This window comes from Caballeronia fortuita, from assembly GCF_001544835.2.
GTDB classification, from domain to species: domain Bacteria; phylum Pseudomonadota; class Gammaproteobacteria; order Burkholderiales; family Burkholderiaceae; genus Caballeronia; species Caballeronia fortuita.
The window spans coordinates 93,654-115,992 of record NZ_FCNX02000021.1 but is presented as its reverse complement, the minus strand read 5'-3'; the positions used below and the strand labels follow the sequence as shown (position 1 = coordinate 115,992).

23 protein-coding genes are annotated in these 22,339 nt (G+C 65.6%); 7 read left to right on the top strand and 16 right to left on the bottom strand.

The features are described from left to right. Positions 1-73, bottom strand: a 73-nt coding sequence (locus tag AWB77_RS36205) for a manganese catalase family protein (RefSeq protein WP_208601583.1), incomplete at its 3' end; no start/stop codon positions are given. Positions 74-435: 362 nt separating this feature from the next. On the opposite strand from AWB77_RS36205, the gene AWB77_RS30535 reads away from it, so the two are divergent. The 5 genes from AWB77_RS30535 to AWB77_RS30515 all read left to right on the top strand — a co-directional run bounded on the left by AWB77_RS30535 (position 436) and on the right by AWB77_RS30515 (position 4,632). Further along, the gene (locus AWB77_RS30535) at positions 436-1,398 is read left to right on the top strand and encodes an alpha/beta fold hydrolase (protein WP_061138212.1); all 963 of its coding nucleotides are present in this window, start codon (positions 436-438) and stop codon (positions 1,396-1,398) included. Between the two features lie 88 nt (positions 1,399-1,486). Then, positions 1,487-1,708, top strand: a complete 222-nt coding sequence (locus tag AWB77_RS30530) for a hypothetical protein (protein WP_061138211.1) — start codon at positions 1,487-1,489, stop codon at positions 1,706-1,708. 148 nt (positions 1,709-1,856) lie between these two features. After that, entirely contained in the window at positions 1,857-3,008 is a 1,152-nt protein-coding gene (locus AWB77_RS30525; RefSeq protein WP_244158708.1) for an acyl-CoA dehydrogenase family protein, read from the top strand. A gap of 2 nt (positions 3,009-3,010) precedes the next feature. Then, positions 3,011-3,778, top strand: coding sequence for a 3-ketoacyl-ACP reductase (locus tag AWB77_RS30520; RefSeq protein ID WP_082852789.1), 768 nt, complete (start codon positions 3,011-3,013; stop codon positions 3,776-3,778). Positions 3,779-3,786: 8 nt separating this feature from the next. Continuing rightward, positions 3,787-4,632, top strand: coding sequence for a sugar phosphate isomerase/epimerase family protein (locus AWB77_RS30515; protein ID WP_061138209.1), 846 nt, complete (start codon positions 3,787-3,789; stop codon positions 4,630-4,632). Between the two features lie 4 nt (positions 4,633-4,636). On the opposite strand, the gene AWB77_RS30510 is transcribed toward AWB77_RS30515, so the two are convergent. The 15 genes from AWB77_RS30510 to AWB77_RS30440 all read right to left on the bottom strand — a co-directional run bounded on the left by AWB77_RS30510 (position 4,637) and on the right by AWB77_RS30440 (position 19,839). Next, positions 4,637-6,232 (bottom strand): acyl CoA:acetate/3-ketoacid CoA transferase, encoded by a 1,596-nt coding sequence (locus AWB77_RS30510; RefSeq protein ID WP_061138208.1) that lies wholly within the window; start codon positions 6,230-6,232, stop codon positions 4,637-4,639. Positions 6,233-6,245: 13 nt separating this feature from the next. After that, positions 6,246-7,406: an acyl-CoA dehydrogenase family protein gene (locus tag AWB77_RS30505; RefSeq protein WP_061138207.1), complete on the bottom strand. Its 1,161-nt coding sequence runs from the start codon at positions 7,404-7,406 to the stop codon at positions 6,246-6,248. Between the two features lie 12 nt (positions 7,407-7,418). Beyond that, positions 7,419-8,975, bottom strand: a complete 1,557-nt coding sequence (locus AWB77_RS30500) for a CoA-transferase (protein ID WP_061138206.1) — start codon at positions 8,973-8,975, stop codon at positions 7,419-7,421. Further along, positions 8,972-9,439, bottom strand: coding sequence for a MaoC family dehydratase (locus AWB77_RS30495; protein WP_061138205.1), 468 nt, complete (start codon positions 9,437-9,439; stop codon positions 8,972-8,974). The genes AWB77_RS30500 and AWB77_RS30495 overlap by 4 nt, the downstream gene beginning before the upstream one ends. Before the next feature lie 33 nt (positions 9,440-9,472). Next, complete coding sequence (locus AWB77_RS30490; protein ID WP_061138204.1) at positions 9,473-10,291, bottom strand: aldo/keto reductase; 819 nt, start codon at positions 10,289-10,291, stop codon at positions 9,473-9,475. A gap of 3 nt (positions 10,292-10,294) precedes the next feature. Continuing rightward, a complete protein-coding gene (locus tag AWB77_RS30485; RefSeq protein WP_061138203.1) occupies positions 10,295-11,053 on the bottom strand; it encodes an enoyl-CoA hydratase/isomerase family protein in 759 nt (252 codons plus the stop codon). A gap of 12 nt (positions 11,054-11,065) precedes the next feature. Then, positions 11,066-12,232, bottom strand: coding sequence for a dihydrodipicolinate synthase family protein (locus tag AWB77_RS30480; RefSeq protein WP_061138202.1), 1,167 nt, complete (start codon positions 12,230-12,232; stop codon positions 11,066-11,068). Positions 12,233-12,272: 40 nt separating this feature from the next. Beyond that, the gene (locus tag AWB77_RS30475; RefSeq protein WP_061138201.1) at positions 12,273-13,067 is read right to left on the bottom strand and encodes a 3-ketoacyl-ACP reductase; all 795 of its coding nucleotides are present in this window, start codon (positions 13,065-13,067) and stop codon (positions 12,273-12,275) included. Continuing rightward, complete coding sequence (locus AWB77_RS30470; RefSeq protein ID WP_061138200.1) at positions 13,043-14,308, bottom strand: TRAP transporter large permease; 1,266 nt, start codon at positions 14,306-14,308, stop codon at positions 13,043-13,045. Before AWB77_RS30470 ends, AWB77_RS30475 begins: the two co-directional genes overlap by 25 nt. Beyond that, complete coding sequence (locus AWB77_RS30465; protein WP_061138199.1) at positions 14,305-14,865, bottom strand: TRAP transporter small permease; 561 nt, start codon at positions 14,863-14,865, stop codon at positions 14,305-14,307. The genes AWB77_RS30470 and AWB77_RS30465 overlap by 4 nt, the downstream gene beginning before the upstream one ends. 23 nt (positions 14,866-14,888) lie before the next feature. Continuing rightward, complete coding sequence (locus tag AWB77_RS30460) at positions 14,889-15,872, bottom strand: TRAP transporter substrate-binding protein (protein WP_061138198.1); 984 nt, start codon at positions 15,870-15,872, stop codon at positions 14,889-14,891. 257 nt (positions 15,873-16,129) lie between these two features. After that, positions 16,130-17,164: a LacI family DNA-binding transcriptional regulator gene (locus AWB77_RS30455; RefSeq protein WP_061138197.1), complete on the bottom strand. Its 1,035-nt coding sequence runs from the start codon at positions 17,162-17,164 to the stop codon at positions 16,130-16,132. A gap of 72 nt (positions 17,165-17,236) precedes the next feature. Then, positions 17,237-18,052, bottom strand: a complete 816-nt coding sequence (locus AWB77_RS30450; protein ID WP_061138196.1) for a shikimate dehydrogenase family protein — start codon at positions 18,050-18,052, stop codon at positions 17,237-17,239. After that, positions 18,049-19,095: a Gfo/Idh/MocA family protein gene (locus AWB77_RS30445; RefSeq protein WP_061138195.1), complete on the bottom strand. Its 1,047-nt coding sequence runs from the start codon at positions 19,093-19,095 to the stop codon at positions 18,049-18,051. Before AWB77_RS30445 ends, AWB77_RS30450 begins: the two co-directional genes overlap by 4 nt. Before the next feature lie 84 nt (positions 19,096-19,179). After that, positions 19,180-19,839 carry a TetR/AcrR family transcriptional regulator gene (locus tag AWB77_RS30440; protein ID WP_082852788.1) on the bottom strand — a complete coding sequence of 220 codons (660 nt, stop codon included), beginning with the start codon at positions 19,837-19,839 and terminating at the stop codon, positions 19,180-19,182. 281 nt (positions 19,840-20,120) lie between these two features. On the opposite strand from AWB77_RS30440, the gene AWB77_RS30435 reads away from it, so the two are divergent. Continuing rightward, positions 20,121-20,876 carry an enoyl-CoA hydratase/isomerase family protein gene (locus tag AWB77_RS30435; RefSeq protein ID WP_061138194.1) on the top strand — a complete coding sequence of 252 codons (756 nt, stop codon included), beginning with the start codon at positions 20,121-20,123 and terminating at the stop codon, positions 20,874-20,876. A gap of 105 nt (positions 20,877-20,981) precedes the next feature. Beyond that, the gene (locus AWB77_RS30430) at positions 20,982-22,322 is read left to right on the top strand and encodes an MFS transporter (protein ID WP_061138193.1); all 1,341 of its coding nucleotides are present in this window, start codon (positions 20,982-20,984) and stop codon (positions 22,320-22,322) included. The last annotated feature ends 17 nt before the right edge of the window (positions 22,323-22,339 follow it).

The following is a 22,339-nucleotide window of genomic DNA, read 5'->3' as shown; positions in this document are numbered from 1 at the left end:
GAAGATTGGCGAGACCCGGATTCGGAGCGGCGACACGGACGGTGTATTGCAGACGTTTGTTATGCACGAACATTTGAAGGACTCCTTTAGCGCGCACGTATCCCTTCACGGGCCTGGCGCGAATCATGAAAAGGTGAACGGATTGGGTGACAGCCACCAAGAGGACCCGAACGCAGTCGCTTACGGTGATGCTGCCGCGGTCTCAGAGCAGGAAATCGCACTGGCGTGACGCGGCGCACGGGCCGCGTTGAAGAAAGGGCCGATGATCGAAGCGGTTCGATGACATCGGTCTGATTGCGAATCAGCAACGCGTATGCCATGAAGCCGAAAGCTTGCTGTGCAGTCTCGTAATCGCGGCGCTTTGGCCGGGCGCGCGGGTACACGCATTGCAAACCAGGTCATACAGTTGTACCCAACCAATGGTAGGCACCGACTATGCGAGTCACATCGAAAAAAAATTCAACGCTCTTGCGGAACGCGCTGCTCGGCGGCGCGGCGGCCGCGTCGATCGGCATCGCGGCGTGGACCGCCATGCGGGCGCGCCGTGCGGAGCGCGATTTTCCGCCCTTCGGACAGTTCATCGATGTCGATGGCGTGCGCCTTCACTATCTCGATGAAGGCGAAGGCCCCATCGTCGTACTGCTGCATGGCAATCTTGTCACGGCCCAGGATTACTTCGCGAGTGGCATGTTCGATCGCCTGACGGCGCGGCATCGCGTCATCGCATTCGATCGTCCCGGCTTCGGACATAGCAGCCGCCCACGCGATCGCATGTGGACACCGCAGGCTCAGGCCGCGTTGATCCAGCGGGCGCTGCAGAAGCTGGGCCTGCCGGATGCGCTCATCGTCGGGCATTCGCTCGGCTGTCTCGTCGCGACCGCTATGGCGCTCGATCCGAAGATGGACATTCGCGGGATTACATTGATCTCCGGCTATTTCTATCCGACGCCGCGCGCGGACGTTGCGATCAGCGCGCCTGCCGCGATTCCGGTGCTTGGCGATGTCATGCGCTATACCGTCTCGCCGATCGTCGGCCGCATGATGTACGACCGCACGATCGATGCGATGTTCGCACCGCGCGCCGTCCCCGATTCGTTTCATACGTATGTGCCGCGCGAACTGGTCTTGCGCCCGTCGCAGATGCGCGCGACCGCGGAAGATGCCGCGTACATGATTCCGGCTGCGGCCTGGATGTCGGAGCGATACGGTGAGATCGATGTACCCGTGCGCATCTTCGCGGGCAGCGACGACAAGATCGCTGATCCAGAGTCGCAGTCGGGGCGCTTGTCCAAGGCGATTGGACAGAGCGTGCTTTCAGTCGTGCAGGGCTCCGGGCATATGGTTCATTACGATGATGTCGAGCGTATCGGCGATGCGATCGAAGCAATGGCGCTTTGAGCGGGTAATCAGACATCCGAAATAAACGTGCCTGTGCTTGGCACGGTGGTTGCTGTGGATTGAATGTCCTTTGACTCTGGAGAAGAAGATGGCAGGCGATAATTCATACGAGCCCGGCGAGATCGTAAAAGTCTCGGGCATCTATGCCGTGGTTCACGACGACGGCAAAGATACCTTTGAAGTGACGTGCGTCGAAGGCGAGCATTTCCCGCCGACGCGAAGCGGCAAAGGCGCGCATTTCGAACTCAAATATGGCGCGAGACATGCTCACACGCATGAAGCGTTGCAAGGTACGGAAGCGCGCGGCTGACGCGTTTTCGAGGTTCGCACGCCGGCATGCACCGGCGTGCAACGAATGCCATCACACCCAATCAGCCGAGAACATCCCCTCGAATCCCGCGACGATTACCCGCTTGCTAGATCGATCTAACAGGCATAAAGTAACGTCAAATTAGCGCATGACGAAGGGAGACGAGGTGATTCTTTCCACCGAGCATCAACAGGTCGCCGACATGGCCCGGCGCTTTTCCAATGAAGTCATCCGCCCTGAAGCAGAGCGGCTGGACCGCGAAGAATGCTTTCCTGCCGACATATACCGGCAGATGGGCGAAACCGGCCTCTTCGGCATCACCGTGCCCGAGTCGATGGGCGGCGCGGGGCTCGACTGCCTCGCCTATTCCATCGTCATGGAAGAGTTGAGCCGCGGTTACTCGTCGGTGGCGGATCAGTGCGGGCTCGTCGAACTGCTCGGCACCTTGCTTGGCAAGCACGGCACGCCCGCGCAGATCGACCGCTGGCTCGGGCCGCTGGTGCGCGCGGAATCGAAAGGCGCGTACTGCATCACCGAAGCGGGCGCGGGCAGCGATGTTTCCGGCGTCAAGACCACGGCCGTGCGCGATGGCGAAGGCTGGTCGCTCAGCGGCTCGAAGCTATGGATACACAATGCGCCCGTCGCGGACGTCGCCCTCGTGCTGGCACGCACCGACCCCGGCGCGGGCAAGCGCGGCATGAGCATCTTCATCGTGGATTGCGCGTCGAAGGGCGTATCGCGCGGGCCGAAAGAGCACAAGCTCGGGCAGCGCGCGTCGCAAGTCGGAGAACTGCATTTCGACGATGTGAAACTCCCCGCCGACGCGTTGCTCGGCACCGAGGGGCGCGGCTTCCACATGATGATGAGCGTGCTCGAGAAAGGGCGCGTGGGCATCGGCGCGCTGGCCGTCGGCATCATGCAGGCGGCGCTGGAGGCGGGCATCGAACAGGCGAAGATGCGCAAGCAGTTCGGCCAGCCTATTGCCGAGTTCCAGGCCATCCAGTTCATGCTCGCCGACATGGCGAAGGACACCGAAGCGGCGCGCCTGCTCGTGCGCTCGGCGGCATCGAAAATGGATGCGGGCGTCGAGGCGACCGCTGCCGCGTCGATGGCGAAATGCTTCGCCGGAGACGCCGCCGTGCAGCACACGAGCGACGCCATCCAGATCTTCGGCGGCAGCGGCTACATTCGCGGCTACGAAGTCGAACGTCTCTATCGCGACGCGAAGATCACGCAAATCTACGAAGGCACGAACCAGATTCAGCGCGTCATCATCGCGCGTCAATTGCTTAAGGCATGAGCATGAGCAGAACCGCAATCGTCACCGGCGCCTCGCGCGGGATCGGGCACGCCGTCGCGTTGGCGCTCGCCGCCGAAGGCTTCGATATCGCCGCCATCGCCTTGAACGACCCCGGCCGGCTGCGCGCGCTCGAAGCCGAAGTCGAAGCGCTCGGGCGCCGTTGCGCGAGCTTCGACCTCGATATCAGCGATATCGACGCGCACGCGGGCGTGCTCGCCGCGATCGACGAACGCTTCGGCGGCGTCGATTGTCTGGTGAACAACGCGGGCGTGTCCGTGCTGAACCGCGGCGATCTGCTCGACGTGAACGCGCAAAGCTACGACCGCTGCTTCGACATCAACACGCGCGGCACGTTCTTTCTGACGCAGGCCGTCGCCCGGTCGATGACAACGCGACCGCCCACCGAGGAAGGCGCGCGCAGCATCGTGTTCGTGACGTCGTCGAACGCGGTGGTGGCGAGCGTCGAACGCGGCGAATACTGCATGTCCAAAAGCGCATCGTCGATGGCGGCGCGTCTCTTCGCGCTGCGGCTCGCGTCGCACGGCATCGGCGTATTCGAGGTGCAGCCCGGACTGATTCTCACGGAGATGACCGCGCCGTCGAAGGGCAAGTACGATGCGCTGATCGCCGAAGGCATGACCGCCACGCCGCGCTGGGGCCAGCCCGAAGACGTCGCGCGCGTGATCCGCACGATGGCGGCGGGGCTGCTGCCGTACACCGTGGCGCAGGAAGTGCGCGTCGACGGCGGCCTGATGATCCAGCGCTTCTGAGGACGACCATGCGCGACTTGAACGGACGCGGCGATCTCTGCTGCATCAACACCGCCACGCTGGGTTATCGCGAGGCGATCGAGACGACGGCGGCGCGCATTGCCGAACAGGGTTTCGGCTGGATCACGCCGTGGCGTCAGGAAATCGACGAGACGAAACCGCAAGCTGCGGCCAGCGCCATTCGCGCGGCGGGCCTCAAGGTCAACGCATATTGCCGCACTGCGTATTTCGCGGCGAACGATGCGGCGGGGCGGCGCGCGGCCATCGACTCCAACCGCCGCGCGCTGGAAGCCGCCGCCGTGCTCGGCGCGCCGGTGCTGGTCGCGGTGGTGGGCGGCCTGCCACCCGGTTCGCGCGATATCGACGATGCACGCGCGCAAATTCTCGACGGCCTCGCCGCGTTGCAGCCGGCCATGCAGGAGACGGGCGTGCGCATCGCGCTGGAACCGCTGCATCCCGTCTATGCCGCCGACCGCAGCCTGCTCAACACGCTCGATCAGGCGCTCGACTGGTGCGACACGCTCGATCCATCGCGCGACGGACATTTCGGCGTGGCCATCGACGCTTATCACGTGTGGTGGGATCCGGCGCTGATGCCGGCCATCGCGCGGGCGGCGGGACGCATACTCGCGCTGCATGTCTGCGACTGGCTCGTTCAGACGCGCGATCCGCTGCAGGATCGCGGCATGATGGGCGATGGCGTGATCGACCTTCGACGTCTGCGTGCGGCGGTGGAGCGCGCGGGCTTCGGCGGTCCCGTCGAAGTGGAGATCTTCTCACGGCTCGACTGGTGGGCGCGCCCCGCCGACGAGACCCTGCGCATCTGCCGCGAGCGCCTGTTCGCGTGCTGCTGAGCTGCTATGAGCGCGCTTGCACGTCCGGCTTGAGCCGCAGCCCGAACGGCGCATCGGTGAAGAGCGCGGCGTCCATCGTGCGAAGATCGGGCGCGACCTTCAATGCAATGTCGGCCTGATCGAGAATGTCGCGTTGCAGATTCACGCCGGGCGCGATCTCACACACGGTCAGGCCATCGTCCCTCGACTCGATGACGCAGCGCTCCGTCACATACGTCACGCGCTGCCCGCGCTCGCGTCCGATGCGCCCGTTGAACGTGATCTGTTCGGCGCTTTGGACGAACTTGCGCGTGCGGCCTTCCGCGAGAATCGAAAGCGTGCCGCCGCCCACGTCGAGTTTCGCGCCGGCCGTGAAGAAACCTGAAAACACGATGCGTTTCGCATGCGCGGTGATATCGACAAAACCGCCGCAACCGGCCGTCAGATACGGCTTCGATGCGAGCCGCGACACGTTCACGCTGCCGTCGCCATCGACCTGAAGAAAGGACAGCAGCGCGATATCGAAGCCGCCGCCCTGAAAGTACGTGAACTGATTCGGCGACGCCACGATGGCATCCGCATTCGACGCGCATCCGAACGCGAATCCGAGCAAGGGCACGCCGCCGACCGCGCCCTGTTCGATCGCCCATGTCACTTCGCCGTGCAGACCTTCTTCGAGCAGAATGCGCGGCACGTTCGCCGAAATGCCGAAGCCGAGATTGGCCGCGCAGCCGTGCGCGAGTTCCATCGCGGCGCGGCGTGCGATGACCTTTTCCGGGCCCCATGGCGTGGTTTCGAACGCGTGCATCGGCAATGAGATTTCACCGCTGATGGCGGGATCGTACGGCGTCTGCGTGGTCTGCCACTGATCCGCATCGACGACAATGTAATCGACCAGATTGCATGGCACGCGCACGTCTTGCGGCCGCAGCGTGCCGGATCGCGCCACGCGCTTGACCTGCGCGATCACGATGCCGCCGTTGTTGCGCGCGGCGAGCGCCTGATCGATACCGCCCAGCAGCGCGCCTTCGTGCTCGTAGGAGAGATTGCCGGCTTCGTCGGCGGTGGTCGCGCGGATGATCGCGACGCGCGGCGCGATGGCCGGAAAATACAGCCATTCGCCGCCGTCGAACGACACCTTGCGCACGATCGGCTTCGCGCGCGCGGCGGCGTTCATCGCGCAGCCTTGCAGTTCGGGATCGACGAAGGTGCCCATGCCGACCTTTGTCAGCACGCCGGGGCGGCGCGCGGCGGCGTCGCGATGCATGTCGAAGAGGATGCCGCTCGGCACGTTGTACGCCGCGATCTCGTTGTCGACGATCATGCGCCACACGTCGGGCATCGGCAGCGACGACGGCCCGCTCGGATACGATCCGGCCAGCGTGCGCGCGAGCAGCCCGCGCCGCGCGAGATGATCGATGCCCTTCACGCCGTACATGTCGCCCGCCGCGATCGGGTTCAGTGTCGTGATGCCGCGCGGATGACCCTCGCGTTCGAAGCGCGCGCCGATGGCCGCCAGCACCTTGTCGGGACAGCCGAGGCCGCTCGACGAACTGATGCTGACGATATCGCCGTCGTGAAGCAGTTGCGCGGCTGCGTCGGCGGAAATGACCTTGCTCATGTCGATGTCGGTCCTAGCGGTGAAGATCGAACAGCGCCGCGCCGCGCTTCATCGCCTGACGCGCGATGATGCCGCGATGAATCTCCGACGTCCCATCGAAGATGCGGTAGACGCGCGCATCGCGGTAATAGCGTTCGATGGCCAGCTCCTTGCAGAAGCCCATGCCGCCGAACACCTGTACCGCGCGGTCCACCACGCGCCCGAGCGTTTCCGACGCCTGCACCTTGACCATCGAGATCCACTCGCGCGCGTCCTGTTGCGCGTCCATCATCGCGGCGGTGTTGAGCAGCATGAGACGCGCCGCGTTGATTTCCATGACGCTATCGGCGATGAGCTGCTGGATCATCTGGAAGTCGCCGATGCGCGTGCCGAACTGCCGCCGCTCGCCCGCGTATTCGATCATCATCTCCAGCACGTGGGTCGCCTTGCCGATGCCGCGCGCGCCGATCAACGCGAGCCGCACGCGTCCGAGCATGTTCATCGCCAGCCTGAAGCCTTCGCCCTGGCCGCCGATGAGCGCCATCGGTTCGAGCGGGACATCGTCGAAAAAGAGTTCGTGATGCGGCGTGCCGCGCAGCCCCATCATCTGCTGATCCTTGCCGAGCGTGAAGCCGGGCAGGTTCTTGTCCACCGCGAAGAGCGAGATTTCCTTTTCGCCGGTGCGCGCCGAGACGAGGAAGAAGTCGCTCCATTGCGCATCGCTGATGAAGTGCTTGCTGCCGTTGAGCACCCAGCCCGACGCCGTCTTGCGCGCCGTTGTTCTGATGCCTTGTGCATCCGAACCGGCGCCCGTTTCGGTGATCGCGAGCCCGCACGTGCGCTCGCCCTCCACCGATGGCCGGAGCCAGCGGTCGATCTGTTCGCCTTCGCAGGCGAGCAGCGCGTCGTAGACGTTGCCGAACGCGCGCCGCACGAGAATGTCCGAGCTATGGCCGAACTGTTCCTCGCAGAGCATCGAATCGACGGTATTCAGGCCGCCGCCGCCGAGTTCGGCGGGCATGTTGACCGCGTACAGTCCGAGCGCGCGGGCGCGCTGTTGCAGACCCCGCGCGATATCGTGCGGCAGCGCGCCTTCGTCTTCCACTTGTTGTTCGAGCGGCTGCAACTCGGTCCGCACGAAGCGCCGCGCCGTTTCGATCATCATCTTCTGCGTGTCGCCGAGCGTGAAATCCATCGATATCTCCGGTCAGCCTTCGCTGGATGCCGCCGCGTGCGATGCATGGGATGCGTGCTCCTTGCGCTCGCGCAGCGACGGATGCAGCGCCACGTCGAACGGCATGCGCTCGAGCACGTCGCGCACGAGGTCCACGCCCGGCGCGACTTCGATCAGCCGCAAGCCGTCGGCGGCGAGCTCGAACACGGCGCGCTCCGTGATGTAGAGCACCTGCTGGCCATCGGCGCGCGCCCGCTTGCCGCTGAACGTGATGTGGCGCACTTGCGGCACGAGCTTCGGCACCGCGCCGTGGCGGCGGATATGCACCTGTCCGTTGGCGAGTTCCACGTCCAGCCCCTTCGCTTCGAACGTGCCGCAGAACACGACCTTGCGCGTGCGCTGCGTGATATCGACGAAGCCGCCCGGCCCGACGATGTTCTCGCCCAGCCACGACACGTTGACGTTGCCTTGCGCATCCAGTTCGCCCATGCCCAGAAAGGCGATGTCGATGCCGCCGCCGCTGAAGAAATCGAACTGGTCGTTGGACTTGAGGATGGCGCTCGCATGGCGCGTCGCGCCGAAGAGGTCGCCGCCGAGCAGCTCGCCGTTGTGCGAACCCTGTTCGATGACCGTCCAGCTGATATCGACGCCCGCCGCATGCGCGACGGCCGGAATGCCGTCGGGCAGGCCGTAGCCGAAGTTGACGCACGCGCCCGGCATCAGTTCTTGCGCAGCGCGCTTCGCGATGATGTAGCGGATGCCTTGCGGCAACGCGGGCGGCGTGCGCGTATCCGGCGCGGGCAACTCGCCGCTGATGGCGGGATCGTAGGCGGCGCCGGTCGTCTGTTTCTGCTCGGCGTGGACGCAGATGTCGTCGACGAGCACGCCCGGCACCGTTACCGCGCGCGCGGGCGTGATCGGCGTCGCGGATACGTCGCGGACCTGCGCGAACACGCGGCCGCCCGCGTTGTGCGCGGCGAGCGCGGCGGCGAACGCGTCGATGTCGGCGGGTTCCTCGCGCGACGTGAGATTGCCCTGCATGTCCGCAGTCGTGCCGCGCACGATCGCGAAATCGATCTCGAAGGGCTTGTACCAGAGCAGTTCCTTGCCGCCGAGCGTGATGACTTCGACAAGATCGTCGCGTGCGCGGGCGTTGACGCGGCCGCCGCCGTGACGCGGATCGGCGAAGGTGTCCAGACCGATGTGCGTCACGAGGCCATGGCGCCCCGCGCCCGCTTCGCGGATCAGCGTCTGGATGACGCCCGCGGGCATCGTGTAGGCTTCGACGCGCTCCTCGCGGGCGAGCTTCTGCATCGGCTTGGACCACGTCCAGTGACCGCCGACGACGCGCTTTACCATGCCTTCGTGCGCGAAGCGGCTGACGCCGCTGCTGAGCCCGTCGCCGATGCCGAGTCCGTGGATCAGCGTGAGATCGCGCGGATGCCCGGTCGCCAGAAAGCGCCGCTCGATGGCCGACGTGATGTGATCGGGTTCGACCAGGCCGCCGCCCGAGCCGCTCAATACGACGACCGCGCCGTCGAAGATCGCGGCAGCCATGGCGTCCGGATCGGTCAGGTTTGCACGTTTCATTTCATCGTTCCTCGTGGCCCGTCCGCGCAAGCGCGAACCATCAGCACGTTGATGCCGTCCTGGATCAGCACGCCGTCCTGGTTGCGCACTTCCACCTGCAGACGCACGATGCCGCGATCGGCGCGCCGCGTCGGCCGCTTGTCGAGCACGGCGATGCGCCCCTGAATCCTGTCGCCGATCAGCACAGGCTTGTGAAAGCGGTACGTCCATTCGAGCGTCGCGACGGCGGCCAGTTGCGTGGCCGCGCGGTTCTTGAGGCCGTCGACCATCGCGAGGCACAGGAGGCCGTGCGCGACGCGCCCCGGAAAGCCGACGCCGCGCGCGAATTCATCGTCCATGTGGACATCGAAGAAATCGCCCGAAATGCCCGCGAATTGCACCACGTGGCTTTCCGTCACCACGATGCCCGATGTCGCGAAGGCGAGACCCGGTTCGATCTCCTCGTAAAGCAGGGAATGGCTCATGTCGTTGTCCTTGTCGGCTAGCCTGCGTCGCGATCAGTCGAAATCGGGCGCATGCGGCACCCGGTCCCGATTGACGATGCGGTAGTTCGTCGCGTTCAGCGCATCGATGCGTTCCATGTCGATGCTCGACAGCGTGAAGTCCATTACATCGAAATTGGCCTCGATGTTCCTGCGCTGCGTGGACATGGTGTTGACCGGCACGCCCTTCTGGAGAATCCAGCGCAGCACGATCTGCGCGGCGCTCTTGCCGTACTGCGCGCCGATCTCGCCGAACAGCGGATATTTGAAGACTTCGCCGCGCGCGACCGAGCAATACGACGACAGCGGAATGCCGGTCTCGGCCGCGGCACGCAGCAAAATGCGCTGGTCCAGCAGCGGATGAAACTCGACCTGATTCGTGACGAGCGGCAGCGTCGTCGCGGCGCGGGCGTCGCGCATCATCGCGGCAGTGAAGTTGCTCACGCCGATATGCCGCGTGAGTCCAGCGCGCTGTGCCTCTTCGAGCCTTCGCACCGAAGGCGCGACGTCGCCGTCGGCGGGCGGCCAGTGCAGCAGGAGCACGTCGACCTGTTCGACCTTCAGCTTGTCGAGGCTTTCGCGCAGCGTCGGCATGAAGCGTTCGCCGGAATCGTTGGCGGGCGCGATCTTCGTGGTGATGCACAACTCGTCGCGCGGCACGCCGATCGCCCGCAGCGCCGAGCCGACGCCGAGTTCGTTGTCGTAGAGCTGCGCGGTGTCGATCGCGCGATAACCCGTTTCGATGGCGGCGGCGATGGCGTCGTGCAATTGCCGGCCCTGTAGCGGCCACGTGCCGAACGAGCGTTGATGCGTGCGCTGGAAGAGAACGTTCATGGTTTAGAAGACGGCAGTGGTTTTAGCGAAGAAGGCGTCGATGCCGCGTTGCGCGTCGGCGCTGTTGCGCACGTCGAGCGCGGCTCGCGGATAGGCGATGCGCGCGTCCTTCGTGTCATCGAGGATGAGCGCCTTGGCGGATGCGGCGGCGCGCGGCGATACCTCGCACAGCCGCGCGGTCCAGTCGGCAAGGCGCGCGCCGGCGTCCTGCGGCGCGCAAACGGCATTGACGACGCCCCAGTGCAGCGCGGTCGGCGCATCGATCTCGCGCGACAGCAGCACGGCTTCGAGCGCGCGCGCGCGCCCCGCGATGCGCTGCAGGCGGTCGCCGCCTTCCCAGCCGGGAATCGCGCCGATGGCGACTTCCGGAAAGCGCAGCCGCGCGGCGTCCGTGGCGAGCCGCAGATCGCAGCACAGCGCAAGCTCCAGCCCGCCGCCGAAGCACAGTCCTTCGATCAGCGCGACGCTCGGGCAGCGCAGGCGCTCGAAGCGCCGGAACGTTTCGTTGCCTTCGCCGACCCATTTGCGCGCGAAGACTTCCGGCTCCAGCGCGGACCATTCGCGGATGTCCGCGCCTGAACTGAATGCGCCGCCTTCGGTGCCGCGCAAGACTACGGCGCGAATGCGCTCGTCTTCCTCGATATGCGCGATCTGCTCGTCGAGCGCGGCGAGTATCGCGAAGTCGAGCGCGTTCGCCTTGCGCGGATTGCTCAGTTCCAGCGTCAGCACGGCGCCGTCGCGGCGCGCGATGAGTTGTCCCATCGAATGTCTCCTTCAGTCCTGGGACACGCCGTAGACGGCGAGAAAGCGCTTCATGCGCGCGACCGCGAGTTCCGGCTGGCGCAGCAGGCCCGCGGCATCGGCGAGTTTGAAGAGATCGACGAAATAGGGCAGCGGGCGCATGGCCTGATGACCCGCGAGCATCGTCATATGCGATTGATGGCCGTTCAGGAACGCGAGAAACACAATGCCCGTCTTGTAGAAGCGCGTCGGCGCGCGAAAGATGTGGCGCGACAGCGGCAGCGTGGGCGCGAGAATCGCGTCGAAGCGCTCGCGGCGTCCAGCGGCGAGTTCGGCGAGCGCGGCCGATGCGGCGGGCGCGATGCCGTCGAAGATGCCGAGCAGCGCATGCGAGTACCCCGCTTCGTCGCCGGCGATCAGCTCCGGGTAGTTGAAGTCGTCGCCCGTGTACATCTTCACGCCGTCGGGCAGCAGGCGGCGCATGTCGATCTCGCGCTGCTTGTCGAGCAGCGAGACCTTGATGCCGTCCACGTTCGCGGCGGATTCGCGCATGACTTCGAGCGCCACGTCGCGGGCGGCGGTGAGATCGTCGGTGCCCCAGTAGCCGGCGAGCGCGGGATCGAACATGTCGCCGAGCCAGTGCAGGATCACCGGCTGCTCCACTTGCGCCAGCACCCGGCGATACACCGTCGCGTAGTCGTCCGGCGTTCGCGCGATGCGGGCCAGCGCGCGGCTCGCCATCAGGATCAGCCGGCCGCCGGCTGTCTGGATGGCATCGACCTGTTGCAGATACGCGCTGACCACGGCATCGAGCGAATCGACGGATGCGGGATCGAGATGGTCAGTGCCGCAGCCGTTGAAGATCGGCACGCGCGAATCGGCGAGCTCCGCGCGCGTGCGGCGGATCAGTTGCAGCGCTTCCTGCCAGTCGAGGCCCATGCCGCGCTGCGCGGTATCCATCGCTTCGGCAATGCCGAGCCCGAGCCCCGCGAGATAGCGGCGATATTCGAGCGTCTTGTCCCAGTCGATGCAGCCGCCGCCGGAAGGATCTGCGTTCGCGAAGGGATCGGCGACCACGTGCGCCGCCGACAGCGCGATGCGGTTGAAGGGCGCGGCATGATCGACTTCGGGCAGCGGCGTGCCGGCAAGCGTATAGCGTTCCAGCGCACCGGAAGAGGTAGGCAGTTCGAGACTGTTCATGTCGCGTGACTCGCGCTTGAGTTGAAAAAGGACGGAAACTTCACAGACGCGGGATGGACAGCGCGCCATCGACATTCAGCACGCTCCCGGTGGCGAAACCCATGCGCCCGGACGCGAGCGCCGCCACCGCCGAGGCGACGTCCTGCGGCGCGCCCCAGCGCCGCATCGGCACGATGCCGTCCGCGATGCGCTCGTCGTAGCGCGCGGCGACGGCTTCGGTCATCGGCGTGCGGATGATGCCGGGCCGCACTTCGAATACGCCGATGCCGAGCGGCGCCAGGCGCAGCGCGAAAAGCCGCGTCAGCATGCCGAGACCGGCCTTCGACATGCAGTATTCGCCGCGCTCGACGGACGCCAGCTCCGCGCTCACCGACGACACCGTGACGATCGCGCGCGCATGCTCGTTGCCGCTCGACGCCATGTGACGCGCCACCGCCTGAGTGAGAAAAAACGTGCCCCGCATGTTGATGTCCACCACCCGGTCATAGGACGATTCGCCGAGTTCGAGCAGGTCGCCGCGCCGCTCGGCGGACACGCCCGCGTTGTTGACGAGACACGCGAGCGGCCCGCACGCCGCCACGATGCGCCCGACGAGCGCCGGATGCGCGGCGCTGTCGGCGAGGTCGTGCCGCCAGAAGCCTGCGCGGCCACCGTGCGATTCGACGGCGGCGCAGGTATCGTCCGCGCCGGCTTCGTCGATATCGACCAGCGCGAGGTCGAAGCCGCAGCGCGCCAGTTCCGCCGCGATGGCCGCCCCGATGCCGCGCCGCGCGCCGGTCACGAGCGCGAGCGGCCGCGCCCGTCCGGGCGCTAGTACAGGAGACGAGGCAGCCATTCGGAGAATGCCGGCACGAAGGCGAGCAGCAGGATGGTGACGAACATGACTGCCATGAAGGGCAGCATCGGCCGCACGAGATTCACCATGCGGATATTGGCGACGCCGGTGACGATGAAGCAGGCCGTGCCGATCGGCGGCGTGACGAGCGAGATACCGACGATGGCGATGGCGAGAATCGCGAAGTGGATGTCGCTGAAGCCCGCGTCCTGCGCGATCGGCAGGAAGAGCGGAATCAGCAGGATCAGCGCGGGAATGCCGTCGAGCAGCGCGCCCAGCAGCCAGAACACCACGACGATGAACACCGTGAACACGATCTTGTGGCTCGTCAGTTGCGAGGCGAATTCCGCGACCTGTTCGCCCACCGAGTTGTACGCGAGCATATAGCCGAGAATCTGCGCGACGCCCACGAGCGACAGCACGATCGCGCTCGTGCGGCCCGCCTTGATTAGGATGCCGAGCCACGCGCGGGTGGGAATCGAGCGTTGCAGGAGCGTGATGATCGTCACGTAGGCGACCGCCGCCGCCGCCGATTCGGTCGCCGTGAAAAAGCCCATGAAGATGCCGCCGAGAATGATGATCGGCGCGCCCAGCGCGGGAATCGCGAGCACGAAGGCACGGCCCAGTTCCGGCACGCTGAAGTGAACCGGCGCGACGGGCGGCTCGAGTCGCGCGCGATACATGATGATGAGCATCTTCGTCACGCCGACCAGAATGGCGGGCAGCGTGGCCGCGAGAAAGAGCTTGGTGACCGACATGTTCGCCACCGTCGCGAGCACGATGATCGTGATCGACGGCGGAATCAGGATGCCCGTGCCCGCCGCCGCCGCGATGATCGCCGACGACCATTCCTTGCGGTAGCCGGCCTTTTCCATCGACGGGAGCATGGCGGAGCTGATCGCGGCGGCGTCGGCGTTCACCGACCCGCTCAGGCCCGAGAACACCATCGTCGATGCCACGGCGCTCACGCCCAGTCCGCCCGGCACGCGCCCGACCAGCAGGTTCATGAAGTTGACGAGCCGGCCCGCCGAGCCGGAGTGGAACAGGATTTCGCCGGCGAGGATGAAGAGCGGCACGGCGAGCAGCGTGAACGAGTCGACGCCGTGATACATCGCCTGCGCGATGTTGGTGAGCGGCAGGCCCTGCATCAGGCCGTCGATGGTGCCGACCGCGCCCAGCGACGCGATGATCGGCGCGCCGGCGAGCACGAACAGCGCAAGCAGTCCGATGGTCAGTATCATTGCGTCCTCGTTTCGGTATGGCCGTGACCGCGATGCGCGCCGCTATCGAGATCGACGTGCGCCGCGACGTCCCAGGCATGCGCCGCGAGATGCAGCAGCCCGAGCGCGCTGCCGGCCGGAATGGCGGCGAACGAGATCCACTGCGGAATGCCGCTCGGCGTGAGCTGGCTGAAGCCGAGTTCCGTGAACTGCCAGCCGCCCCACGCGAGCGCGACGAGCAGAAAGCCCATCAGCAGCATCTGCACGAGCGAGGCGCAGGTGAGCCAGCGGCCGCTCAGCTTGTCCTCGAACAGTTCGAACGCGACATGCACCTTGTCGCGCACGCCCACCGCGATGCCGATGAACGTCATCCAGATCATCAGCGTGACGCTGATCTCGATGTTCCACGAAAGCGAAACATGAAAGACGAAGCGGGACAGAATGCCCGCGAGCACGACGCAGAAGATCGCGAAAACCAGCACGGCGATCAGCAGATCCTCGACGCTCGCGAGCACGCGAAACGCGCGGGTCTGGTTGATGCCGTCGCGGGGCGCAGGCGAAAGCGGTTGGGGTTTCATGTCGGAGAACCTGTGGCTTGAGGTCAGAGATCCGGCAGATACGTCGCCAGTTCGGCGAAGTTCGAGCGGTACTTCGCGTAGATCGGCTTGACCGCCGTGCGGAACGCGGGAATGTTCGCGTCGTTGAAGGCCGCGCCGTTCTTCTTCGCTTCGGAGAGATACTTCGCGTCCGACGCCATCCACAGTTCGCGTTCGTGCTGTTGCGCCTCGGCGCCTGCCTGCTTCACGGCGTCGCGCTGTTTCGGATCGAGCGCATCGAACCATTTCTTGCTCGCGAGCATCGGGTCGATGGAGAAGAAGTGATTCGTGTACGAGTAGTACTTGGCCACTTCGCTGTGATGCTGCTGCACGAAGAACGTGACCGAGTTCTCCGCGCCGTCGACCACGCCTTGCTGCAGCGCGGAGTAGATCTGCGTCGTGTCGAGCGGCGTTGCCTGAGCGCCCAGCTGGTTGAAGGTGGCGATCATGATCTGGTTGCCCTGCGTGCGCACTTTCAGGCCCTTGAGATCGTCCGGTTCGTGAACGGCGCGCGTGCGGTTGTAGACGCTGCGCTGGCCCGAATCGAACCAGCCCAGCAGCACGAAGCCGAGTTTGTCGAGAATGCCAGCGTAGGCCTGACCGAGCGCGCCGTCCTGCGCCGCGAAAAGCGACTTGCGATCCGGAAACGCGAAGGGCATCGCGAAGAGGCCGAGACGCTTGTCGTAGCCTTCGAGATCCGCGACGTTCGTGACCGTGATCTCCAGCGTGCCGTTGCGCAACTGCTCGTTCATGCGCGTGTGCGAGCCGAGGACGCCGTCGGGAAACACGCGCGCGTCGAAGCCGGTCGACTCCTTCAGCTTCTTCGCCATCACGTTCTCGGTGATGACTTCGGGATTGTGGCGATCCACGACATCGCCGATACGGATGGTCTGTCCGTCCGCCAGCGCGAGGCGCGGCACATAGCCCGCGGCGGCGGACGCGGCGGCGAGGATCAGCAGCTTGCGGCGAGAGAGCAGGTAGTCACGCATGAATCGGATTCCTATGGTTTTCATGTCCGTATCGCACTGCCGCGCTGCGGTGTCGCACTACGGCGCAAGTGCACGGAGGAGCGGCTGGAACTGACCGGAAGGCTGCCGCGGGGACACGTCTTTATCGCGTGTTAGATCGATCTACTATGGGCGTAGATTAGGGGCTGCGCAGACGTGACGCAAGCGGATTTTGCCTAAGGGAAACCCGAACCGGACGGCTCGGGAAAGTTCGGACGATGAGAAAGCGAGCCTGCTTTTCAGGCCTTGGCGCGCGCGCCGCAGGTGCCGCGCACGATGAGCACCGGCTCCGACACGATGCGCGTCGGCGTGCGCGACGGCTCGGTCATGCGCTTGAGCAGGAGGTCGGCGGCGGTCTGGCCGATCTCGTCCTGCAAGACCTGTACCGTCGTGAGCGGCGGCTCCCACAGCCCGGCTTCGGGGACATCGTCGAAGCCGACGACGCCGAAATCCGTGCCCGGTTCGATGCCGTGCGCGCGCAGGCCCAGCATCACGCCGAACGCGACGATATCGTTGCCGCACACGACAGCCGTCGGCGGATTCTTCAGGCGCAGCAGTTCGGTGATGATTCGCTTGCCGTCGGAGCGCGTGAGCGGCGAGGGCACGATCAGCCGTTCGTCGAGCTTGATCTTCGCGGTGCGCAGGGCTTCGCGATAACCTTCAGCGCGGTCGCTGCCGGTGGAGGCGCGCATCACGCCGCCGATCATCGCGATACGCCGATGCCCGAGGCCGATCAGATGCGAGGTCGCGAGCGCCATGCCGCGCCGGTTGTCCACGCCCACGTAGTCGGCCTGAAGGTTCGCCACGTAGCGCGAGGCGAACACGCACGGAATGCCCCATGCGAGCACCTGACGCATCTGCGCGGCCGTGGTCGATTCCGTCGGACAGACGATGAGACCGTCGATGTTGTGCTGCCGCACCGTATCGAGAAAGCGGCTTTGCCGTTCGAGCGATTCGTCCGTGTTGCCGAGCAGCGTGATGAAGCCTTGCGTGCTCAGGCTCGCTTCGATGGCGCGCACGAGCATCGTGAAATAAGGATTGGCGAGATCGTTGACGACGACGCCGACCGTATGCGTCTGATTGCTGCGCATGCCCGCCGCGTGGCGGTTGTAGACATAGCCTTTGCGCTTGAACGCTTCGAGCACGCGTTCGCGCGTAGCCTCGGAAATGCGCGGGCTGTTGCGCAGAACGAGCGAGACCGTGGCGCGAGACAGGCCGAGATCGTTGGCGATGTCGAGCAGTGTGACGGGAGAACCTGGTTTGTCTCGGGACATTGGAACGGTCGATGAGTCGTATGCCCGGAGTGTATCCGAAACGGCCGGACGTTCCGCCGCCGGCGCGTGGCGTCACATCGGTGCGATGCCGAAGAATTCCGCGACGAGTTCCGCCTGATTCTCAAGCAGATGCCGGCCGAGATGAATGCGATGCCCGCGCTCTTCCGCCCGGCAGAGCAGCGGCGTGCGCTCGGGTTTCATGATGATGTCGGCGACCAGCACATCGCGGCCGAGCCTGTCGATGTCGAACGGCAGCGGGTCGCCCGGCGCCATGCCGCACGGCGTGGCGTTCACCACCATGTCGACGTCCTCGGGTTGCTCGCCGCCCGCGACGACGCGCACGTCCGGATACGCCCGCACGATCTGCGCGACGAGCGCGTCCTGCTTGTCGCGATCCACGTCGGACAGTTGCAGCGAACGCACGCCCGCGCGCGCGAGCGCATGCGCGAGCGCCTTGCCCGCGCCGCCCGCGCCCGCCTGGAACACCGCCATGCCGCGCGGCTCGTGGCCCTCTTTGCGCAATCCGCGCGTGAAGCCTTCGCCGTCGTACATGTCGCCTTCCCATTCGCCGTTTTCGGCGCGGCGCATGCAGTTGATCGCGCCCACATGCTGCGCGGCGGGCAGCAGCCGGTCGACGAGTTCCGTCATCGCGATCTTGTGCGGCACCGTGACGACGATGCCGTCCAGATTGCCGACGGCCTTGAGTCCCGCGATCGCCGTCGCGAGCGATGCGGCGGGAATCTGCATCGGCACGAGCACGGCATTGACGCCCATGCGCTGAAAGATTTCGTTGAACACGAGCGGCGAGCGCGCCTGCGCGATGGGATCGCCGACGATGGCGAAGAGGCGCGTATCGCCGGCGACGGCGGCATTGAGCGTATGGGTCATGTTGGCGAGCCGGGCTTGACCGGCATGGGTCGACGATTCGCCGACGACGCGATGAGCGCATCGATCAGCAGTTGAACGGTCAGCGCGCTGCGTAGCGACGCGACCGGCTCGGCGCCGCGCGTGGCGGCATCGATGAAGTTGGCCATGACCGCCCGATGCGCATCGTGCGAGAAGGCCATCGGATTCGCGCCGGAACCGAGCGAGGCCGCTTCGCCTTCCTCGATCACGGAGCCGTCCAGGTAATGGACGACGAGCCTGCCGCCGCTGAGCGTGGCGCTGCCGTTCGCGCCGCTGATCTCGATGCGTTCGTCGAAGCCGGGATATACCGCCGTGCTCGCATGGAGCGACGCGATGCAGCCGCTGCCATAGCGCATGACGCCCGCAACCGTGTCCTCGCATTCCATGCGATGCGCGTGGCTGGTGATCGCGTAGGCGAACACTTCGTCGGGACAGCCGGCGAGCCACAGGAACAGATCGAGCGTATGAATGGCCTGCGTCATCAGCACGCCGCCGCCGTCGCGCGCGAGCGTGCCGCGCCCGGGTTCGTCGTAATAGGATTGCGGACGCCACCACGGCACCGCGACGCTCGCGCTGTGGATGTCGCCGAGCGCGCGCGCATCGAGCAACTGGCGCAGCTTGCGTGAGGCATCGCGCGTGCGATGCTGCAGCACCGTCGCCGCGACGACGCCGTGCCGATCGCATATGTCGGCGAGTTCGCGGGCGCGCGCGGTCGTGACATCGACCGGCTTTTCGACCAGCAGATGCTTGCCCGCCGCCGCGATTTTCGCGCCGAGTTCCAAGTGCGTGTTCGGCGGCGTGAGCAGCAGCACGGCGTTCACGTGCGGATCGGCCAGCGCGGTGTCCAGGTCGAGCGTGACGCGGGCGTGCGGCAGCGCATCCGCAAACACGCGCGCGCGCGCCTCGGAACGCGCGACGACATGGCGCACGTTTACCCGCTCCCGCAAGTCCAGAAGGCCCGCGAGATGCGGCGCGGATGCCATGCCCGCGCCCACGACGGCGATGCTGAAGGCGTTATCGCTCATGAATTGTCTCCGTACCGCGACGATAAGGTAGATCGATCTAATTGTCCAGCGCGCGGTGCGCCCGCGATGCGCAAAAAGGCTTAGTTACTTCGTGTATTTCGCGAGCACGACGCGCGAGAACGAGTTCATGAACTGCTCGACGCGCTCGAAACCGCCCGCGTCCTGTGCGAATACCGACAGGCTGTCGATCAGATGCGTGAGCAGGAAGATCAGGTCTTCCTTGGGCGTGTCGCGCTTGAGCTCGCCGCTGCGGCTCGCGTGCGCGACCGCGAACTCCACCGCGCCGTGAATTTCGGTCGTGAAGCCCGCGAGCGCGGCGCGCGCCTCGTCGGTGAGGACGTCGCTTTCGAGGCGCAGCCGCCCGATCAGACTCCACGGCTTGCGCGTCTTGCCGTTGGGGTTGTACTTGCGAAAGAGATTGCGGTTGAAGGCGATCTCCGCCTGCACCTTGTCCTGCAAGGACATGGTTTCGTCGAGCCAGATTTTCTTCTGACCTTCCGTTGCGCCGGCCACGTAATCCTTCACCACTTCCTCGACGAGGCTGTTCTTGTTGCCGAAGTGATAGTGGATGTTGGTCGTCGTGATGCCGAGTTCCTTCGCGATCACGCCGAACGTGGTCTTGTGATAACCGTGCGCGATCAAGAGCCGCTTGGCCACGTCCTTGATGCTGTCGTACATGGAGGACCGCTGCCGGGTCGCCGGCGCCGTCTTGTCGGTTTTCGCGGTCTTCTCGGTCTGACTCAAGGTTTTCCCTCGGTGAGGATCGGTGTGGTGACTCAGCCTCATACGGGGCGAAGCAACGGCCGATTTTACACGACCCCCGCCGGCCGGCCGCGTTCCCGCGTGTGCTTCGAGCGTCTTCCCATCCGCTGTGTCGCCTCGCATTTTTGCCTCCTCGAAATTCCCGTTGCGCAACGTTCGGGATTGATGTTAATGTCCGCTCAAGCTACTTACTAGTAAGTAAGTATAAGGGAAAACGCGAAGGGGACATGACTGCTGCGGCAGTCGGCAAACAAGGAGGCGCGATGCAGGAACAGATACTCATGCGCAGGCACGGCGCGGTGGCGGAGATCGTCATCAACCGGCCGGAAAAGATGAACGCGATCACGCCCGGGATGACGCAGACGCTCGCCGGCATCCGGCAGGAGATCGAGCGCGACGAGACGGTGCGCGTCGTGCTGCTGCGCGGCGAAGGCGACCGCGCGTTCAGCGCGGGCAGCGACCTGCATTCGCTCAAGACGTACCGGAGCGCGTGGGAGTTTCGCGCGCGCACCGATTACGCGATGGTCGTGCGCGATTTCACGAAGCCCGTCGTCGCCGCACTGAAAGGCTGGGTGCTCGGAGGCGGGCTGGAAATGATGCTCGGCGCCGATATCCGCGTGGCTGGCCGCAGCGCGAAGTTCGGCGCGCCCGAAGTGCTGCGCGGCTGGGTGGGCGGCGGCGGCGCGTCGCAGATGCTGCCGCGTCTCGTCGGCTACGGACAGGCGATGCGCCTTCTTCTGACCGCCGACACCATCGATGCGGACGAGGCGCGCGGCATCGGCCTGGTCGAGATCGTGGTGGACGACGAAGCCGTCGTCGATCACGCCATGTCGCTGTGCCGCAAGATCGCCGGGTACAGCCCGGTCGCCACGCAGTCGGTGAAAGCGGCAGTGCGCGCGGCGCTCTCGATGAGCGTGGATCAGGGCATCCGCTACGAGAACGAGCTGACCTCGCTCTGCTTCGCATCAGGCAATTACGAGGAGGGCGCCAGCGCGTTCGGCAATCGCGGCCGGACCTGATTCGCAAGACCGGCAGGAACAGCCGCGAAACCGTCAACGGATGCCGCGGCCTTCGAGCACGCGGCATCGCACAGAGATCAGACAAGAGAAGCAGGAGACAGCGCCATGCAACCAGCACTCGCGCGGGCAGACCGCAGGAACATCCGGCGCGCCGTATTCGCGTCCACGCTCGGCACCATCATCGAATGGTACGACTATGGACTTTATGCGGCGGCGTCGGGCCTCATCATCAACAAGCTGTTCTTTCCGCATCTGTCGTCGCTGGCGGGCACGCTCGCCGCATTCGCGACGTTCGCGGTGGGCTTCATCATCCGGCCGCTGGGCGGCATCGTCATTTCGCACATCGGCGATAAATACGGCCGCAAGCCCGCGCTCGTCTTCTGCGTAACGATCATGGGCGCGGCGACCGTCGGCCTCGGCTTATTGCCGACATGGCAGCAGGCAGGCGTTCTCGCGCCGATCCTGCTCGTGCTCCTGCGCATGATGCAGGGCTTCGGCGCGGGCGCGGAACTCGCGGGCGCGATCACGCTGATCGCCGAATACACGCCGCCGAGCCGCCGCGCATTCTTCACGTCGATCCCGAACGCCGCGACCAACTTCGGCGTGATGATCGCGATCGCCACGTTCCTGATGATCTCGTACGTGCCCGAGGACATTCTGTTCTCGTGGGTGTGGCGCGTGCCGTTCCTGCTGTCGCTCGCGCTGTTCGGCGTCGCCATCTACATCCGCTCGAAACTCGACGAGACGCCGGAATACGTCGCCGCGATGGAAAAGGCGAGCGAAAAGGCCAAGGCCGGCAAAGTGCCCGTGGCCGAACTGTTCCGCAATAGCCGGCGCGAACTGCTGTGCGGCTTCTTCGCGATGGGCGGCCATCAGGCGCTGTCCTACGTGCTCAACACCTTCGCGCTTTCCTACATGACGAACACCGTCGGCATGGCGAAGGCGGACAGTCTCGTGGTGCTCATCATCGCGCTCGGCTTTTCGCTCTTCTGCGCGCCCGTCGGCGGCATGCTCGCGGACAAGTACGGTAGCGGCAACGTGTTCGCCGCCGGCGCGATGATCGCGCTCGTGCTCGTGTGGCCGCTCTTTCATGCGATCGATTCGAAGGACGTCGTGCTCGCCACCATCGCGATGAGCGCGGTCTACGGCATCAGCTGGGGCTGCACGTGCGGCGCACAGGGCGCGTTCCTCTCCAACCTCTTTCCGACGCAGTACCGCTTCTCCGGCATCGCCATGTGCCGCGAGTTCTCGGGCGCGTTCATCGGCGGGCCGACGCCGTTCATCGCGACGGCGCTCGTCGCTTATGCCGGCGGCAAGCCGACCTACGTGATGCTGTACCTCGCCGCGTTCTGCCTGTTCACGCTGATCGCCGCGCTGCTCGGCAAGCATCTTTCGCGTCATCGCGACGACGAACAGGTATTCGCGGAATCGCGTTCGGCGGCATAGCGGCGGCACGCATCGAC

Coding starts and splice junctions, on each gene's coding strand:
- AWB77_RS30470 (WP_061138200.1), bottom strand. CDS start 14,308: ATGATACTGACCATCGGACTGCTTGCGCTGTTCGTGCTCGCCGGCGCG.
- AWB77_RS30465 (WP_061138199.1), bottom strand. CDS start 14,865: ATGAAACCCCAACCGCTTTCGCCTGCGCCCCGCGACGGCATCAACCAG.
- AWB77_RS30495 (WP_061138205.1), bottom strand. CDS start 9,439: ATGAGCCATTCCCTGCTTTACGAGGAGATCGAACCGGGTCTCGCCTTC.
- AWB77_RS30455 (WP_061138197.1), bottom strand. CDS start 17,164: ATGTCCCGAGACAAACCAGGTTCTCCCGTCACACTGCTCGACATCGCC.
- AWB77_RS30535 (WP_061138212.1), top strand. CDS start 436: ATGCGAGTCACATCGAAAAAAAATTCAACGCTCTTGCGGAACGCGCTG.
- AWB77_RS30450 (WP_061138196.1), bottom strand. CDS start 18,052: ATGACCCATACGCTCAATGCCGCCGTCGCCGGCGATACGCGCCTCTTC.
- AWB77_RS30475 (WP_061138201.1), bottom strand. CDS start 13,067: ATGGCTGCCTCGTCTCCTGTACTAGCGCCCGGACGGGCGCGGCCGCTC.
- AWB77_RS30530 (WP_061138211.1), top strand. CDS start 1,487: ATGGCAGGCGATAATTCATACGAGCCCGGCGAGATCGTAAAAGTCTCG.
- AWB77_RS30525 (WP_244158708.1), top strand. CDS start 1,857: ATGACGAAGGGAGACGAGGTGATTCTTTCCACCGAGCATCAACAGGTC.
- AWB77_RS30505 (WP_061138207.1), bottom strand. CDS start 7,406: ATGGATTTCACGCTCGGCGACACGCAGAAGATGATGATCGAAACGGCG.
- AWB77_RS30430 (WP_061138193.1), top strand. CDS start 20,982: ATGCAACCAGCACTCGCGCGGGCAGACCGCAGGAACATCCGGCGCGCC.
- AWB77_RS30445 (WP_061138195.1), bottom strand. CDS start 19,095: ATGAGCGATAACGCCTTCAGCATCGCCGTCGTGGGCGCGGGCATGGCA.
- AWB77_RS30520 (WP_082852789.1), top strand. CDS start 3,011: ATGAGCAGAACCGCAATCGTCACCGGCGCCTCGCGCGGGATCGGGCAC.
- AWB77_RS30500 (WP_061138206.1), bottom strand. CDS start 8,975: ATGAAACGTGCAAACCTGACCGATCCGGACGCCATGGCTGCCGCGATC.
- AWB77_RS30510 (WP_061138208.1), bottom strand. CDS start 6,232: ATGAGCAAGGTCATTTCCGCCGACGCAGCCGCGCAACTGCTTCACGAC.
- AWB77_RS30515 (WP_061138209.1), top strand. CDS start 3,787: ATGCGCGACTTGAACGGACGCGGCGATCTCTGCTGCATCAACACCGCC.
- AWB77_RS30435 (WP_061138194.1), top strand. CDS start 20,121: ATGCAGGAACAGATACTCATGCGCAGGCACGGCGCGGTGGCGGAGATC.
- AWB77_RS30485 (WP_061138203.1), bottom strand. CDS start 11,053: ATGGGACAACTCATCGCGCGCCGCGACGGCGCCGTGCTGACGCTGGAA.
- AWB77_RS30490 (WP_061138204.1), bottom strand. CDS start 10,291: ATGAACGTTCTCTTCCAGCGCACGCATCAACGCTCGTTCGGCACGTGG.
- AWB77_RS30460 (WP_061138198.1), bottom strand. CDS start 15,872: ATGCGTGACTACCTGCTCTCTCGCCGCAAGCTGCTGATCCTCGCCGCC.
- AWB77_RS30480 (WP_061138202.1), bottom strand. CDS start 12,232: ATGAACAGTCTCGAACTGCCTACCTCTTCCGGTGCGCTGGAACGCTAT.